This window comes from Acinetobacter sp. ANC_7512 (genome assembly GCF_056779935.1).
On sequence record NZ_JBWYIX010000010.1, the window covers coordinates 116,827 to 132,717 of the forward strand.

Annotated in this window: 17 protein-coding genes; 1 reads left to right on the forward strand and 16 read right to left on the reverse strand. The window is 40.3% G+C overall.

Features of this window, described 5'->3' with window-relative positions; all coding sequences use genetic code 11:
- Window positions 1-7: 7 nt before the first annotated feature.
- Window positions 8-985 (forward strand): protein translocase subunit SecF, encoded by a 978-nt coding sequence (gene secF, locus AC1M9H_RS10740; RefSeq protein WP_179999020.1) that lies wholly within the window; start codon window positions 8-10, stop codon window positions 983-985.
- Window positions 986-1,023: 38 nt separating this feature from the next.
- On the opposite strand, the gene AC1M9H_RS10745 is transcribed toward secF, so the two are convergent.
- The 16 genes from AC1M9H_RS10745 to AC1M9H_RS10820 all read right to left on the reverse strand — a co-directional run bounded on the left by AC1M9H_RS10745 (window position 1,024) and on the right by AC1M9H_RS10820 (window position 15,868).
- Complete coding sequence (locus tag AC1M9H_RS10745; RefSeq protein ID WP_481613358.1) at window positions 1,024-1,668, reverse strand: 4'-phosphopantetheinyl transferase family protein; 645 nt, start codon at window positions 1,666-1,668, stop codon at window positions 1,024-1,026.
- 98 nt (window positions 1,669-1,766) lie between these two features.
- Window positions 1,767-3,179 (reverse strand): ribosome biogenesis GTPase Der, encoded by a 1,413-nt coding sequence (gene der / locus AC1M9H_RS10750; RefSeq protein WP_035265604.1) that lies wholly within the window; start codon window positions 3,177-3,179, stop codon window positions 1,767-1,769.
- Window positions 3,180-3,349: 170 nt separating this feature from the next.
- On the reverse strand, window positions 3,350-4,498 hold the full coding sequence (gene bamB, locus AC1M9H_RS10755; protein ID WP_481613359.1) for an outer membrane protein assembly factor BamB: 1,149 nt from the start codon (window positions 4,496-4,498) through the stop codon (window positions 3,350-3,352).
- Window positions 4,498-5,199 carry a YfgM family protein gene (locus tag AC1M9H_RS10760; protein WP_481613360.1) on the reverse strand — a complete coding sequence of 234 codons (702 nt, stop codon included), beginning with the start codon at window positions 5,197-5,199 and terminating at the stop codon, window positions 4,498-4,500. The genes bamB and AC1M9H_RS10760 overlap by 1 nt, the downstream gene beginning before the upstream one ends.
- Window positions 5,200-5,228: 29 nt before the next feature.
- Window positions 5,229-6,524, reverse strand: coding sequence for a histidine--tRNA ligase (gene hisS / locus AC1M9H_RS10765; RefSeq protein WP_481613361.1), 1,296 nt, complete (start codon window positions 6,522-6,524; stop codon window positions 5,229-5,231).
- A 3-nt stretch (window positions 6,525-6,527) separates the two neighbouring features.
- Window positions 6,528-7,649 (reverse strand): flavodoxin-dependent (E)-4-hydroxy-3-methylbut-2-enyl-diphosphate synthase, encoded by a 1,122-nt coding sequence (gene ispG / locus AC1M9H_RS10770; protein WP_035265611.1) that lies wholly within the window; start codon window positions 7,647-7,649, stop codon window positions 6,528-6,530.
- Between the two features lie 18 nt (window positions 7,650-7,667).
- Window positions 7,668-8,468, reverse strand: a complete 801-nt coding sequence (locus AC1M9H_RS10775) for a helix-turn-helix domain-containing protein (protein ID WP_035265612.1) — start codon at window positions 8,466-8,468, stop codon at window positions 7,668-7,670.
- The gene (pilW, locus tag AC1M9H_RS10780; RefSeq protein WP_481613362.1) at window positions 8,459-9,259 is read right to left on the reverse strand and encodes a type IV pilus biogenesis/stability protein PilW; all 801 of its coding nucleotides are present in this window, start codon (window positions 9,257-9,259) and stop codon (window positions 8,459-8,461) included. The genes AC1M9H_RS10775 and pilW overlap by 10 nt, the downstream gene beginning before the upstream one ends.
- 56 nt (window positions 9,260-9,315) lie before the next feature.
- Entirely contained in the window at window positions 9,316-10,551 is a 1,236-nt protein-coding gene (gene rlmN / locus AC1M9H_RS10785; RefSeq protein WP_481613363.1) for a dual-specificity RNA methyltransferase RlmN, read from the reverse strand.
- A gap of 122 nt (window positions 10,552-10,673) precedes the next feature.
- Window positions 10,674-11,105: a nucleoside-diphosphate kinase gene (ndk, locus tag AC1M9H_RS10790; protein ID WP_035265623.1), complete on the reverse strand. Its 432-nt coding sequence runs from the start codon at window positions 11,103-11,105 to the stop codon at window positions 10,674-10,676.
- Window positions 11,106-11,214: 109 nt separating this feature from the next.
- Complete coding sequence (gene iscX / locus AC1M9H_RS10795; RefSeq protein ID WP_481613364.1) at window positions 11,215-11,415, reverse strand: Fe-S cluster assembly protein IscX; 201 nt, start codon at window positions 11,413-11,415, stop codon at window positions 11,215-11,217.
- Window positions 11,416-11,526: 111 nt separating this feature from the next.
- A complete protein-coding gene (locus AC1M9H_RS10800) occupies window positions 11,527-12,078 on the reverse strand; it encodes a phosphatase PAP2 family protein (RefSeq protein ID WP_481613365.1) in 552 nt (183 codons plus the stop codon).
- Between the two features lie 19 nt (window positions 12,079-12,097).
- Entirely contained in the window at window positions 12,098-13,369 is a 1,272-nt protein-coding gene (locus AC1M9H_RS10805; protein WP_481613366.1) for a glycosyltransferase family 4 protein, read from the reverse strand.
- A 155-nt stretch (window positions 13,370-13,524) separates the two neighbouring features.
- Window positions 13,525-14,805 (reverse strand): glycosyltransferase family 4 protein, encoded by a 1,281-nt coding sequence (locus AC1M9H_RS10810; RefSeq protein WP_481613367.1) that lies wholly within the window; start codon window positions 14,803-14,805, stop codon window positions 13,525-13,527.
- A gap of 166 nt (window positions 14,806-14,971) precedes the next feature.
- Complete coding sequence (locus AC1M9H_RS10815; RefSeq protein ID WP_481613368.1) at window positions 14,972-15,685, reverse strand: XAC2610-related protein; 714 nt, start codon at window positions 15,683-15,685, stop codon at window positions 14,972-14,974.
- Window positions 15,686-15,868: a hypothetical protein gene (locus tag AC1M9H_RS10820; RefSeq protein WP_481613369.1), complete on the reverse strand. Its 183-nt coding sequence runs from the start codon at window positions 15,866-15,868 to the stop codon at window positions 15,686-15,688.
- Between the last annotated feature and the right edge of the window lie 23 nt (window positions 15,869-15,891).

Consider the following 15,891-nt stretch of genomic DNA (forward strand, 5'->3'; position numbering starts at 1 on the left):
GAGATCTATCATGACTGAAAATACTCAACTCGAATCAAAACAATACGGCCGTCCAGACAACGAACGCGTAATTCCTTTCATGAAGATTGCAAAGCCAGCAGCTTGGCTTTCAATCATCCTGACTATTGCAAGTATCTTCTTTATCGCGACTAAAGGTCTGAATTTAGGATTAGACTTTACTGGCGGTGTTGCAGCTGAATTGAATTATGCCAATCCTGTAAAACCCTCTGAAGTGACGCAAGCATTAAGTGATGCGGGTTTTAATGATGCTGTTGTTCAAACCTTAGGTTCTGAACGAGATTTAATGGTTCGTATGCCCGTACAAGAAGATATTGAAGCGGAAGATCTAACCAAAGCAATTACCACCGCAGTTCAATTAGACAATAATACCGTGACTGTACCTAAGGTAGATGTTGTTGGTGGTCAAGTCGGAAACGAACTTTACATTAAATCAGCAGGTGCTGTGGCTTTGGCTCTGATTATCATGCTGATTTATGTGACGATTCGCTTCGAATTCAAGTTGGCAATGGGTGCAGTTCTATCGCTATTTCACGATATTATCGTGACTCTTGGTATTTTTGCATTGATGCAGTGGCCATTTGACCTAACCGTTTTAGCTGCTCTTCTAGCGATTATTGGTTTCTCATTAAACGATAATATTGTTGTCTCGGATCGTATTCGTGAGAACTTCCGTAAAATTCGTGGGGCAGAACCTCTTGAGATCATCAATATTGCATTGACTGAAACCTTACGTCGTACCATCCACACTTCGATGACGCTATTGCTTGTGGTCGTTGCTATGATGATCATGGGCGGCGATGGTTTGAAATGGTTCTCGATTGCAATGTTTGTCGGTGTTTTTGTCGGAACATATTCTTCGATTTATATCGGTACTGCATTTGCATTGTGGCGTGGTCTGAACCGCCAAGACTTTATTGTTCAAGTAAAACCTGAATTTGAAGAGGAAGAAGAAATTCCTCAATAAACATTCAATACAAAAAGCCCATCAAATGATGGGCTTTTTTAATGTTGAGTGATTTGAATTTGAGGAATTGCAAAACCACGGCAAGAGTATTCACTTCGCCATGCGACTGTCAGCATACAATCCATGATTTCAAAATTCTGATAAGCAAATACCCCTAAGACTGGATGCTCACAAACCCCACCCATGTGTGTGGTATGGGCATTGGTATTCAACTCATTTAAGCTCATACGGATTCCCATCCCATGTGCCTTCAAAATTGCTTCCTTAATGGTCCAGACTTTAAACCAATAGCGAGAATCAAAATCCAATTCTGCCCATATCGCATATTCCAGTGGATGAAATGCATGTTTGGCTAAAGCTTCGAATCGAATTGATCGATTCAGCTCCTCAATATCCACACCCAAATCTCGAATATGATGTGATGTAACTAAAGCATAATAATGTTGACTATGACTATGGTTAAACTCAAAGTTTGAGATTTTTTTCAAAAAAGGTTTTCCATCTTTCGTTTGGTCAATATCCTCATTTATTATTGTTTTATTTAATTTACTTCCTAGTAAGCAGTTACGATATTGGTGAATCATTTTTTTTCTAAGACTGATTTCTTCAGTACGTGTTAGATTTTCAGGAACTTGAAAAAAAGAAGAAATTTTAGAAATATCAATTTGAATATGACGGGTCATAATAACGTTCTCAGTGATTCCATTTATCTTAATTTATTCGCATGATAAAAAAAGCCCAAACTTCACATTTGGGCTTTCTGGACTAAATTTACAATTGATTAACCGCGTTTGAACTTCTTCTCGGCTTTCTTAAACTTCTGTACATAACGACGTTTACGTGCCGCAGTACGCTCGTCAATTTGAGATTTACGACCTTCAAATGGGTTCTCTGAAGTTTTAAATTCAATTTTTACAGGTGTACCCTCTAGTTTATACACTTTACGGAACACGTTTTCTAAGTAACGACGATAGTCAGCTGGGGTTTTATCAACTTTATTACCGTGAATCACAATCGTAGGCGGGTTTTGACCACCGATATGCGCATAACGCATTTTAATTGCACGGCCTTGAACTTTAGGTGGATGATGCGCGTCTGTTGCATCTTTTAAGATCTCAGTGATTTTCGCTGGAGATACTTTCAAACGTGAAGATTCGTATGCACGGTGGATTGAAGGATAAAGCTCACCCACACCTGTACCATGCAAAGCAGAAATTAAATGGATTTTTGCCCATGGAATAAAGTCAAAACGACGCTCAACATCCAATTTACATTGTTTGCGATCATATTCTGACATATTGTCCCATTTATTGATCGCAATCACCATCGCACGACCAGCTTCAATCGCATATCCAATCAAATGCAAGTCTTGCTCAACAATACCTTCACGCGCATCAACAACAACAACAACAACGTTGGCATCTTTCATTGCTTGTAAAGTCTTTACGATTGAGAATTTCTCAATCATTTCATCCACTTTGCCTTTACGACGAACACCAGCAGTGTCAATGAGCGTATATTTTCGACCATCACGCTCAAATGGGATGTAAATTGAGTCACGTGTAGTACCAGGCTGGTCAAAAGCAACGACACGTTCTTCACCTAACAGGCGATTAACTAATGTTGACTTACCTACGTTCGGACGACCGATAATCGCTAGACGGAGCCCAGTATCTTCATCACGCTGTTCACTTAGGTCATCTTCTGGTACATCTTCAAGTACTTCTTCGAGCATTTGTTGAACACCACGCCCATGGCTTGCAGCCACTTGCATCGGTTCCCCCATACCCAACTTAAAGAACTCAACCAATGCTGCCTCTGCATGGACACCATCGACTTTGTTGGCAACTAAAAATACTTTTTTACCGAGTGTACGTAACTCACGCGCAATCTGTTCATCAGAAGCTAGAAGACCTGCACGCGCATCGACAACAAAGATAATCATATCTGCTTCATGAATCGCAGTTTTAGACTGCTCTGCCATGTAAGAGTCGATCCCACCTTCGTTTTCACCGATACCGCCAGTATCTACAACGATAAATGATTTATTTTGATAAACTGCATCACCATATTTACGGTCACGAGTAAGACCGGCAAAGTCTGCAACAAGCGCGTCACGACTTTTGGTAATCTGGTTAAACAGCGTTGATTTTCCGACGTTCGGACGACCAATGAGCGCAATAACGGGTTTCATAGATTAACCTTTAACAAGATCAGCCAACTCAATTGGCCTGAACATCAGAAACTGTGGAAGAAGTTAGACGAATCATCTACTTAAAAATAAAAATGTCGGGGTCTGAAAATTCAACACCCCGAACTTAAAATATGTATTCAGCGACTAGTTTACCATAAGCAGAGAAAAAATTAACGATTCTGCCAAATTGTAAGTGCGCCTGTACGTGTCACTGAGTAAAGCTGATTGTTCACTACACGCAACGAACGTACTTCACCACGCGTTTTTTCGCGACCAACAAGTTGACCATTTTTAGGATCTACAAGGTGGAGTACCCCCTCATAATCACCTACCACTAAATACTGACCCAACATTACGGGGTTGCTTAATTGACGGTTAAGCAATTGATCATTAGTCCATAACGGCTGACCCGTCACCAGATCAAACGATACAATTTTACCATCTGTTTGCGTGACGAAGACTTGGCGACCTGCAACTTCAGCACGGTTAATACTGCTTGCATCTTCACTCCAAATCACACGTTGCGAAACTAGATCTAGTACAGTGACTTGGCCTTGATAGCTAGTGGTTACAACCAATTGTCCTGCAACGATTGGATCTGCATCCACATCAACTAAACGCTGTATATCAGAACGACCATCGCTGACTGCCACACGTCTTTGCATACGCAAAGTTCCAGTGAGACTATCAATTGCGTACACGTATGCATTTGACGAGGCCACTAACACTGTTCGTGGGTCTAAGCGCACAGGTGAAGCTTGACCGCGTAAGCTCAATTGTTCGTTTGGCATACGATAGGTCCACACTTGTTGACCTGTTTTTTCATCCAGACCAAACACCGTACCGTCATTTGCAACAACGATCACTCGACCAGTCTGAATAAGCGCCGCACTCAAAATTGCACCACTTAATTGCGCCGTCCAACGGATATCACCCGTTTTTTGATCGAGAGCAAACAGTTTACCTTTCTTGTTGCCGACGATCACTAACCCATTGGCCGCTTCAACACCTGAACTTAAACCAAGCTTTGTAACTTTTTTTTCCCAGACACGCTGCTTACCTTGATATGCAGAAACCTCTCCCTTAGGATCTAAAAAGTATAAAACACCTTGATCATTCGCCATTCTCAAACGCAATGGATCAGCAGCATCAGTCGCTGAAACGTTATGTGAAAAAATAGGTGCTAAGCTCACCGATTGCTGAATTTTAGGCAACGGATTAGGTTTCACCTTTTCTTCTTTCACCGTATTGCTTGTACACGCCGTTAGTGCACACGACAATGTCGCTAGAACAAAAGAAATTTTATACTTTCTATCCATTAAGACTCATCCGTTTGTATATCTAAAATTGGGCGCTCAATTTCAGGATCTTCTACTAATATGCCAACACTTTCGAGTTTAATTTGTAAGATTTGGCGTTCTTGTTTAGTTGCAATTAAGTTATCCCACGCGCTCTGATAAGCTTTTTTCGCATTTTCAATATCATTCTTAGCAATATAAATATCGCCACGTGCTTCATCTACAGTTGTTTTGAAAGCGGGCAAAGTCAAACCAGACAATGTTTTTAAAGCCTCATCATATTTTTTTTGTGCCAGTTGAGCATCTGCTAAACGAAGCTTAATGATGTGTTGTAAACCTTCATCTTTGATTTGAGCATTTTCAATTTTTTTCAATTCACGTTCAGCTTTGGCATAATTCTCTTGATCATAAGCCAATTTTGCCATTACAAATTGCGTTTGAACCGCATGAATCGAATCAGGATTTTCTTTTACAATTTTTTCAGCAGTTCCATCCAAAGCAGTCGTTACTTTAGGATCAGTTGTTGCAGCTTTCGCTTCATCAACTAAGAGCTGTACTTTAGCAGTCTGTATTTGATCTTCTGCTACGTTTTTCTTCTTCCAATATTCCCATCCGAAAAAGGCGATCAGGGCAAGAAGAATCAGCGTAATCAACGCCGATCCATATTTCTTAAAAAACGACTTTGCTGTATGCAGTTGTTCATCGTCAGTCATTGCGCTCATATGATCGCCCTTTCCTTATGTTCTTAAATTTATTTTGAAGATAGTTTATCAATGATGAACGGCACAATGTCATTGACCGCTACTTGTGTCTGCTCTGCTGTAGCCAACTCTTTGACTGAAAGTTGTTGCGCCTCAGCTTCACGCTCACCAAAGATTAAGGCATAAATTGCACCAGACTGATCCGCTTTTTTCATTTGACTTTTCATCGAGCCTTGAGAACCAAGTTTCAGACGTACTGAACTGCTTGCAGCTTCAAGTTGATCTCGAATTTGCTCAGCCAAAACTAAAGCTTTACCTTGCATCGCAGGATCTGCAAGTAAAAATACTTCACAATCACGTACTGGTGTATTGTCTTCTACTTGTTCTAAAAGAAGCAACAAACGCTCAATACCCATTGCAAAACCAACCGCAGGAACCGATTGATCTGGTTTACCTTTTAACTGACCCACTAAACCATCATAACGACCACCAGCACAAACCGTACCCTGTGAACCGAGATGTGTCGTCGTCCATTCAAATACAGTTTTATTATAGTAATCCAAGCCACGAACCAACTTTTGGTTAATGACAAATGAAATACCTGCATCGGTTAGATATTGCTGTAATTGTTGGAAATGTGCCAGCGTCTCTTCACCCATAAAGTCATGAAGTTTAGGCGCATTTTCTAAAATGCTTTGAGTTTTTGCATCTTTAGAGTCCAAAATACGCAGTGGATTCGTCGTTAAACGACGCTGCGAATCTTCATCTAAATCTGACTTATGTGATTCTAAAAACTCAACCAAGGCTGCGCGATAAGCTGCACGCTCATCTGACTCACCTAAAGTATTGAGCTCTAATTGAACTTTGTCCGCAACACCCATCCGTTTCCACAGACGCGCAGTCATCAAAATCAGTTCAGCATCTTGATCAGGAGTTGCAACACCAAACGTTTCCACACCAAATTGATGGAATTGACGGTAACGACCTTTTTGCGGTTTTTCATAACGAAACATCGGTCCAATATACCAAACACGCGGTGTCGCACCACGAAGCAAATTATGTTCGAGCATAGCACGTACACAACCCGCAGTACCTTCAGGACGTAAAGTCAAAGACTCAGGAGGATTACCTTTATCTAAAAACGTATACATCTCTTTTTCAACGATATCCGTTGCATCACCAATAGAACGCTTGAACAAGTTTGTCTGTTCAACCATCGGCAAACGAATTTGTTGATAGCCATAGGCATCCATCAAACCAGACAGATGCTGTTCAAGACGTCTCCAAGCTGGGGTTTGCGTTGGGAGAATGTCATTAAAACCTTTGATTGCGACGATTGAACTCATGATCTACTCAGAAAAACCTGTGCGAATAATCTCTTTTGATTTAGCTTTTTCAAGCTCGTTAACACGTTGACGAACCATATTTTCGATTTCGTCAACTAATTGATTTGTGTCAATTAAATGACTCTTTTCACCATTACGATACACCAGTGAACGTGGACTTGCACCCACTACACCAATATCAGCTTCTTTAGCTTCACCAGGACCGTTGACTTTACACCCGATGACAGAAACATCCATTGGAGTACGTACATCTTCCAAACGCTCTTCAAGCATTTGCATCACTTTAATGACATTAAATTCTTGACGTGAACAACTTGGGCAAGCAATAAAGTTAATACCATTTGAACGTAAGCCCAAAGATTTAAGAATATCAAAACCAATTTTGATTTCTTCCTCAGGTTCCGCTGCTAATGAAATTCGCATGGTGTCGCCAATGCCTTCCATTAACAATCCGCCCAGTGCAATTGCCGACTTCACCGAACCAGTACGGTAAATTCCAGCTTCAGTCACTCCTAAATGTAACGGGTTGTCAATTTGTTTTGACAACAAGCGATAAGCATCCATCGTCAAAAAGACATTCGATGCTTTCACTGACACTTTAAACTCTTGGAAATCCAAACGATCTAAAATATCAATATGACGCATTGCTGACTCAAGCAAAGCTTGACCTGTTGGCTCACCATATTTCTTTTGAATATCTTTTTCGAGAGAGCCTGCATTGACACCAATTCGCATTGAAATATCGTTGTGACGAGCCGCAGCAACTACTTCGCGAATTTTTGCTTCTGAACCGATATTCCCCGGGTTGATACGCAGACAATCTGCACCCAAATCTGCAACAGCCAAAGCAATTTTATAGTCAAAATGGATATCGGCAACGAGTGGAACTTGCACTTGTTTACGGATTTCTCCAAAAGCAGCAGCGGCTTCCATACTCGGTACAGACACACGCATAATATCCGCACCAGCATCCACACAACGTTGAATTTGTGCAACTGTTGCAGCTACATCACAAGTTTCAGTATTGGTCATGCTTTGAATACTGATTGGCGCATCGCCACCCACATACACAGAACCTACGCGAATTTTACGTGTTGGTTTGCGTCGAATCGGATTCTCGATCATCGTTTTACCTTTAACCCATTAACGTGATAAACGGAATTCAGCTTTTCCGTTTACGGTATATGGTGACAATGAAATATTTTCATTATTTAAACTTAATGAAACGGCTTGAGCATCATCTAATCGAATTTGGAATGGAGACTGTCCATTCAAACTAATCGCAGTTGATTGGCGTCCAGTTGCTAAAACCTTACCTGTACTGTCCACAATGTGTACCGATGTAGGACGACTAAAACTGAGATTCATCGTATCGCCTGATACTGCTTCAGTCGTGCCTGTACCATTATTTAAGGTCAGAATTTGGACATTATTGGACTGATTCGTATCAGTATTTGACGAATCGCCTTTAGCCGCCCATTTTTGGATTGCGGAGATTAATAGCCAAGCCACGCCCAAAATAATTAACGCAATCACGATGCGTTTAATCCACTTGCGATTACGTACGCTTTTCGAGCCAGGAAGTTTCCCCATAATTTTAATTGGAGAATTGTTCAAAGCATGGTTTGGCAGTAAACCTGTATCATTTTGATAGATTTCATCAAAACGTTGAATCAAAGCAGAGGCATCAACTTTGAGATACTTCGCATACGAACGATAATATCCCTTAATGAAAGTCGCTTCTGGCAACGATTTGTATTCGTCTTGCTCTAACGCTTCAAGCGTTTTTACTGGCATTTTCAAATCACCAGCAACTTTGACCAGATCACGTTGTTGAGAAATACGGATTTGACGCAAATACTCGCCAGGGCGTTGAATATTTCCTAAAGCATTAGGTGCTACGTTTGAACCAGTAGGTTGCTGTGAATTAGGATTTACTTCCATACGGCCTCAGTATTGAACTGTAATTGCAAATAACGTTGAAATTCTTGACTATTTGGAAATAAAGTACGCAACTGATTCACCAGCACATACATTCCCGTTCTATCACCATTGGCACGTGCGATACGTAAACCAATCCAGAGTGCTCGCGCACCTTGATTTTGCTGGCCAACTTTGAGTACAAATTGCTCATATAGCTGACGCGCGGCAATATTATTCTTTTGCAGATAAAATATCTCTGCTAACTCTATCATTGAAACAGTCGAGTCACGATTGACTTGCAGTGCTTGTTTGAACGTTTTTTCAGCATTCGGTATATCCCCTAGAATGAGATAAATCCGTCCAAGGTTTTCTAATGCACGATGACGTTGGTCATATCCAAGCGTTGCGCCTGCAATTGCAAGCTGTTTAACAGCATCATTATATCGTTTCACTTGATACAAATACGTACCATAGTTGTTACGTGCTTGCGCATTTTTAGGATCAATTGAAATAGCACGAGAAAAATAATGATCTGCACGTTGCATGTTGATGTCACTTCCTTCTTGCTGAAGCAACACCCCCATCATCATATTTGCAGTTGAATCGCGCGAATTAACCTCTAATGCCTGATCAAGCACACGTTTGGCAGCATCTAAATTCCCATTCCGAATATATTCAGCCGCCATTTGGGTACGAACTTTCACTGATTTCTCAGGATCCTTTTTGCTCGTATCGCCACTGGTAGTTTGGCATCCAAAGAAAAGCAATCCAGATAAAGCGACTGTCATCGTCATGACTATTTTTTTATACATCGGCTTGCTCAAATGATGCCTCCCTCTTCTTAATCATTCACATCTAAATGATACAACTAGCCTTGTGAACGCATAATTTCATTACGTTCTAGCACTTTTTTCTTCCATTGTTCTGCACGACGAGTACGGTCAGCCACTTGACCTACCAATTGACCACAAGCTGCGTCAATATCATCCCCACGTGTCTGACGAATCGTACACACAAAACCAGCATCAGACAAAGTTTTTTGGAAAGAAATGATGCGATTTCGGCTCGAACGCCCGTATGGTGCATGTGGGAATGGATTAAATGGAATCAAGTTAATTTTACTTGGTAAATTTTTCAACAACTTAATCATCTGCTGTGCATGTTCAGGATGATCGTTGACCCCTTCTAACATGACATACTCAATTGTGACATGCTTACGTGCACTTTCATTACCATCTTTAGTGATGTAACGCTGACACGCTGCAATGAGTTGGTCTAACGGATATTTTTTATTAATTGGTACTAATTCGTTACGTAACTCATCATTGGTTGCATGCAATGAAATTGCAAGAGCAACATCGATGTCTTGAGCCAATTGATCTATCTTCGGCACAACCCCTGAAGTTGACAGTGTGACACGGCGTTTAGACATTCCATAGGCGAAATCATCAAGCATGATACGCATTGAGTTAAGCACAGCATCATAGTTCAGTAATGGCTCGCCCATACCCATCATTACCACGTTGGTCACAGAACGCTCACGCTCAGCAACAGGCACATCTTCCATATAGGAATAGTTCGCCATCCACAACTGACCAATGATTTCAGCCTGTGTTAAATCGCGTTGGAAACCTTGTTTTCCTGTTGAACAGAACGAACAGTCCAAAGCACAACCGACTTGTGATGAAATACATAAGGTTTTACGCGAACCCGTTTTATCCTCAGCAGGAATCAGTACTGTTTCAACCAAAGAACCCGCACCATCACCTACACGGAATACCCACTTACGCGTTCCATCTTTAGAATAGTTTTTATGCACGACTTCTGGTGCTTTAATTTCACAAATCCTTTCAAGTTTTTCACGTAATTTCCCTGAAATATTGGTCATTTCAGCAAAATCAGTAACGAAGAACTGATGAATCCATTTCATCACCTGACCCGCACGGAACTTTTTCTCCCCCATATCCTCAAAGAATTTTTCCATTTGCGGACGTGACAGGCCAAGTAAATTCACTTTCTGTACAGTATCAGCCTGCTGTACTTGAACAGTAGTGGGCTGTTGTTCATCTAAATTGACGGATGAAGCGACAACTTCAGAATTCATGAGTATTACCTAAACCATAATGTGGGATAAAAGAACATGCTCAATTTTCAAGCAATAAAATCTTTCAGAAATAAAAAAACCAGATAAGCAGTATAGCACTTATCTGGTTTGAATACTGCGAATTAACGAGTACGTGGAGCGATCTCAGTTTGAGCGAAGAAGTAGTTAACTTCACGATCAGCAGATGCTACAGAGTCAGAACCGTGAGCAGCATTTTCGTCGATGCTTACAGCGAAGTCAGCGCGGATTGTACCTGGAGCAGCTTCTTTAGGGTTAGTAGCGCCAAGGATGTCACGGTGAGCAAGAACTGCGTTTTCACCTTCAAGAACTGATACAACAACTGGACCAGAAGTCATGAACGCAACGAGGTCAGCAAAGAAACCACGTTCTTTGTGCTCAGCATAGAAGCCTTCAGCTTCAGCTTGAGTTAAATGTTTCATTTTAGTCGCAACGATTTTAAGACCAGCTTTTTCGAAACGAGCAAAGATGTCACCGATGTGGTTTTTAGCAACTGCATCTGGTTTAACGATAGATAAAGTACGTTCAATAGCCATGATTGGCTCCTTTAGTCAAATTGACATGAAAATTTTGGCGCATTATACCGAATAATGCGCGATTATCTGCTTTTCGCGTGTAAAAAAATGGTTTTTTTCGATCGATGAATTATCGAGCTTCGTCAATCCAAGCCATTTGAATTGCTTCTAACAATCCTTCTGTTGATTTGTTTGGATCATCTTCGAATTCTGGAAGCGCACAAACCCATGCATGAAGATCAGTAAAACGGATCCATTGTGGATCTACATCTGGATAGGCTTCATACAGTTCAATTGCGATATCAAGGGTGTCTGTCCAACGTAAACCCATACTTATTCCTAAATCATCTTTGGTGAATTCATGGCTTAATTTTAGCAAAAAGCAAATCAAGACGTACAATTATATTGCTTTTGTACGCCTTATCATGCAATCAACATACCCTCACAATATGATATTCAATGCTGGAGCAGCCAAGATAATACCACTCGCAACCATCACCCCAATTAAGGCACCCACTAAAACATCAGTTGGGTAATGCAATCCCAATACCATGCGCGACAACGCAACCAAAATGGTAAATGGCATCATCATCACCAGCAAGACAGGCTCTACATAACCCAATACGATTGTTGCCATTACTGCATGCAATGTATGACCAGAAGGAAAACTAAAATGATCTAGTGGTCTTTCGCCAATATGAATAACTTGGTGAACTTGGTATGGTCGTGGACGTACTGTTTTTGTTTTTAAAATTTTATAAATCAGCGTACCTAACGAAGCAGCAACAACAATATATAAAATTTGAATAGTGTATTGCGGTCCTTGCAGTAGCCATACTAACGCCACCATCATGTACCAAAAAACACCATCTCCGAGCCGACTAATAATTTTAAATATGAGCGCAATACTTTGTGTATGCGATAGATTATTGAAATAGAGACATCCTCTTAGATCAAGATCGAGTATTTTTATTTTGGTATTTTTAAAATTCATTTCACTCTACTCCTATCGTTCAGGCCGTGAGCGTTTTCTGCTGCACGACACGATAAAATGCATGTTCGAGTTGTTTAACTGGATGTTGCCATCCGACTTGTTGTACTTTTTTCATTGCCTGCACCCCCATTGCATGCAAGCGTTTGTTTTGGGGCAGATTAACAATATATTGAACCAAAGTTGCAGGCTCACCCAAAGGTGCTAACCATGCTGTTTCCGCATCTAAATACTGCTTAGCACAAGCATAATCATAAGCAACGACAGGCAATGCACTCGCCATCGCTTCAAGCACGACATTGCCAAATGTCTCTACTTGACTGGCAAAAACAAATACATCTGCGCTTGCAAATGATTCAGCAAGATTTGTACCACTTAAGCTTCCAGTAAAGATGATATCGGTATGTTTGCTCTGACGAACCAAACGCGAATAATCGGGCCCATCCCCCACGATGACCAACTTAAATCTGCGCGTTGTTTGTGTTTTAAGTTTTAAATAGGCATCAATTAACACCTGAATTTCTTTTTCAGGTGAAACACGACCAACATAAAGTAGCACAGTTGTATTCTCACAAGCATCCCATTGTCGTCTGAGTTGTACACTTCGAAAAGTAGGTGAAAACTTTTCAACATCCACCCCAGTCTTAATCACTTCAACTTGACATGTAACACCAAAGTTACGTATCGCATCAGCCGAGTCCTGACTTGGTACACAGGTCAATTGCGTATTGTTATGAAACCATTTGAGATAGTGTTGAATCGGCTTGACCATAAAAGCAAGATCATAAAAACGACTAAAGTCATGAAAAGCAGAATGAAAACCACTACTCACAGGAATCTTTTTGTTTTTTGAGAGCTGAAGTACCGCTAAACCTAATGGTCCTTCCGTCACGATATGCACCAAATCTGGTTGAAATTCATCAAAAGCTTTAGCCACTTTGCCATACTGTGGCCAGCCAAATTGCATATGGGCATACTTCGGAATGGTTTGACCATTCACCAAACACTCACGGTTCGGAGAAAATTCCGAACATATTTGTTTTTGTGAAGGTCGTACCAATAGAATTTTGTGACCAAGCTTCTGTAAACCTTTGCAAATCTGTAGTAAAGACAATGAAACACCATTCAGTTCTGGCGGCCATGTCTCCGTAACGACAGCTATTTTTAATCTAGATCGCCCCAATTGCTCAAGCACCGATACATCCCGATCGGAGTTTTGATTTTTAAATTTTAGCCTCTGGTGATCATATTGCGTTGTCGATCTAGGCAATACAGTGTCCATGATTCCCATCATCACACCTCTTTTGTATTTTTTTCATACTTTTACTTTAGAGATGGATCATTTCATTATGATGATGATTTCATTAAATACTTGTCATAATTAGAATAGATGACTGATTCACCGACTACCCTCAAACACGCGACAAGAATCTACGAATTCAAGATAACTTAGTGAAATAAAGTACGATGCACAGCAAAAAATAACGTTTGCTCAAAATCAATAACAGGTTTCAACCATCCTGTTGCAGCAACTGCAAGATGCGCTTTCTCACCCATTATTTTTAAATCAGGTTGATTCAATGTTGCTGTCATTGCTCGTTCGAACATATCTAGATCACCAAGAGGGATCAGCCATCCCGTTTCATTGTGCACAACATGCAGTTTGGCACATGCATAATCATAAGCCACCACAGGCAAGCCACTTGCCAATGCTTCAAGGGCGACATTTCCAAAGGTTTCAACTTGACTTGGAAAGATAAACACATCTGCACTGGCATATGCACATGCCAAATCATCACCAGTCAAACTTCCCATAAAAATAATATCAGGGTGATGATTCGCAAGAGCTTCAAGCCTTACTCGATCTGGTCCATCTCCGACAATGACCAATTTAGTATGATGCTCAACCTCACCTTGCATTTTCAAAAAAGTCCGAATAATCAGGTCTACTTCCTTTTCAGGTGACAACCGACCAACAGAAATCAGTACTCGTGTATGCTCATTTGCGTCCCATTGATCTCTGAGCAACTCCGATCTTTTATTCGGATTAAACAATTGGGTATCAACACCTCTCCCCACCACCCTTAACTCACCACTTACTCCCATTTGTTTTAAAGCATGCTGTGTATCTAAACTTGGCACACAAGTCACGTCTGTCTTATTGTGAAACCATGTTAAATACTTTGAGATAGGTTTAACGAAAAAAGGAAACTCAAAGTATCGACTAAACTCTTGAAAAGCAGAGTGAAAACCACTTGAAACAGGAATATTCTGAGATTTAGCCACCATTAGACTCGCAAATCCCAATGGTCCCTCTGTCACAATATGCACAACATCTGGCTGAAATACCTCAACTGCTTTTGAGATTTTAGAAAACTGTGGCCAACCAAACTGTAAGGTGGGATATTTCGGAATCGCCTGAGCATGCACCCAACACTCTGCATCAGGTTTAAACCGTTTACATTTCACTTTGGGTTGAGGACGTATCAACAAAATTTGATGACCTCGCTTCTGCAATCCCAGACATAAATTCATCAGTGAGTTTGCAACACCATTAATCTCTGGTGACCATGTCTCAGTCACAATGGCAATTTTTAATTGAGGATGTCGTTTAGGCTGATCAGCATCAGGAAGAAGAATAAAATCCTCAAATGACGTATTTTTTTTAATGTCCAATAATTCAAATAATTTTTTTTGTTGTGTTGCTTGTAAATTCAGGAGTGCCATCATCACACCTTTTATTAATGTTATCCCTAAAATTTATAAGAACATAATGTCAATATGATGATGGTTTCATGACAGCTTTGTCATAAGGCTCATTCAGATTTTCACATTTTTAAGACTCTTGCTCTTGACCAGAGTTCACTGGTGGTTCTTCAATCCGTTTTTCCAAGTTTTATCCTTGAAGTGCTACAGAGGATTCTGATGATGTTCGTTCTGCTAATTGTTTAGTTTCTTGTTCAGCATTAACTGCAACTGGTTTCAAAATGCCTTCAACAATTACATAAACCTGTCCATTAGAAAAATCGATGTGCTGTTTATCACCATGTAATAGTGCAAATCCAATGATTTGCTCGTACTGATCTGTACGTTTAAATTTTTGTTGAACAGAATCATAAATCCAGTAAATAAAACGACGATCTTGAAGCGTTTTATCCTCTGACAGATCAGAGAGCACTACATCATAGTAACCATCAAAATTTACATCCATATAACCAATACTATTGGGAAACGATTGAAAGCCTTCAAGTATTTGCATGCTTTTTTGATTGGCTTTATCAAACACCTCGATACGTGTCATTAATCGTTTGAAAGGATGTTCAGATTTAGATATGCCATAGAAATTAAAACTCACATCAGGCATATTTTTTACTTTAAAAGCAGGCTCGAATTTCTTTATTCGAATCACACCCGCATGATTGACCAAAGTAGATTTAAATACATTCGTTTTATAGTTAAGCTGTCCTTTCAAGTCTTGAATTGCATTTGAATCATCACTCAGTTGTTCTGCTTTTAAAAAAACTTGATCGCCTTTTTGCTCCCCTTTAAATTGGATAGTGACGTTGTCTTTGAGGGAAGTAAGCGTTGCATTTGGATGAAGCACATCCATCTAAAGACTCAAAAAATATTCGTTATCTGTTGACCTTAATAATCGCTGCATTGATACGCGAACATTATCTAAGACAAGCTCAGCATCACTATTTGGTTTTTTTTGTTCGATATCAGTTGTTCGTTGCACCAACCCACAGATGGCCAAGATCGCCAATAAGTAACATACAAACGATAATTTCATCCCCAACCTCAATCCTTGAGTCG

Bases quoted from the DNA above. Each gene is read 5' to 3' on its own strand.
- AC1M9H_RS10745 (WP_481613358.1), bottom strand. From the start codon at position 1,668: ATGACCCGTCATATTCAAATTGATATTTCTAAAATTTCTTCTTTTTTT.
- der (WP_035265604.1), bottom strand. From the start codon at position 3,179: ATGAAACCCGTTATTGCGCTCATTGGTCGTCCGAACGTCGGAAAATCA.
- bamB (WP_481613359.1), bottom strand. From the start codon at position 4,498: ATGGATAGAAAGTATAAAATTTCTTTTGTTCTAGCGACATTGTCGTGT.
- AC1M9H_RS10760 (WP_481613360.1), bottom strand. From the start codon at position 5,199: ATGAGCGCAATGACTGACGATGAACAACTGCATACAGCAAAGTCGTTT.
- hisS (WP_481613361.1), bottom strand. From the start codon at position 6,524: ATGAGTTCAATCGTCGCAATCAAAGGTTTTAATGACATTCTCCCAACG.
- ispG (WP_035265611.1), bottom strand. From the start codon at position 7,649: ATGATCGAGAATCCGATTCGACGCAAACCAACACGTAAAATTCGCGTA.
- AC1M9H_RS10775 (WP_035265612.1), bottom strand. From the start codon at position 8,468: ATGGAAGTAAATCCTAATTCACAGCAACCTACTGGTTCAAACGTAGCA.
- pilW (WP_481613362.1), bottom strand. From the start codon at position 9,259: ATGTATAAAAAAATAGTCATGACGATGACAGTCGCTTTATCTGGATTG.
- rlmN (WP_481613363.1), bottom strand. From the start codon at position 10,551: ATGAATTCTGAAGTTGTCGCTTCATCCGTCAATTTAGATGAACAACAG.
- ndk (WP_035265623.1), bottom strand. From the start codon at position 11,105: ATGGCTATTGAACGTACTTTATCTATCGTTAAACCAGATGCAGTTGCT.
- iscX (WP_481613364.1), bottom strand. From the start codon at position 11,415: ATGGGTTTACGTTGGACAGACACCCTTGATATCGCAATTGAACTGTAT.
- AC1M9H_RS10800 (WP_481613365.1), bottom strand. From the start codon at position 12,078: ATGAATTTTAAAAATACCAAAATAAAAATACTCGATCTTGATCTAAGA.
- AC1M9H_RS10805 (WP_481613366.1), bottom strand. From the start codon at position 13,369: ATGATGGGAATCATGGACACTGTATTGCCTAGATCGACAACGCAATAT.
- AC1M9H_RS10810 (WP_481613367.1), bottom strand. From the start codon at position 14,805: ATGATGGCACTCCTGAATTTACAAGCAACACAACAAAAAAAATTATTT.
- AC1M9H_RS10815 (WP_481613368.1), bottom strand. From the start codon at position 15,685: ATGGATGTGCTTCATCCAAATGCAACGCTTACTTCCCTCAAAGACAAC.
- AC1M9H_RS10820 (WP_481613369.1), bottom strand. From the start codon at position 15,868: ATGAAATTATCGTTTGTATGTTACTTATTGGCGATCTTGGCCATCTGT.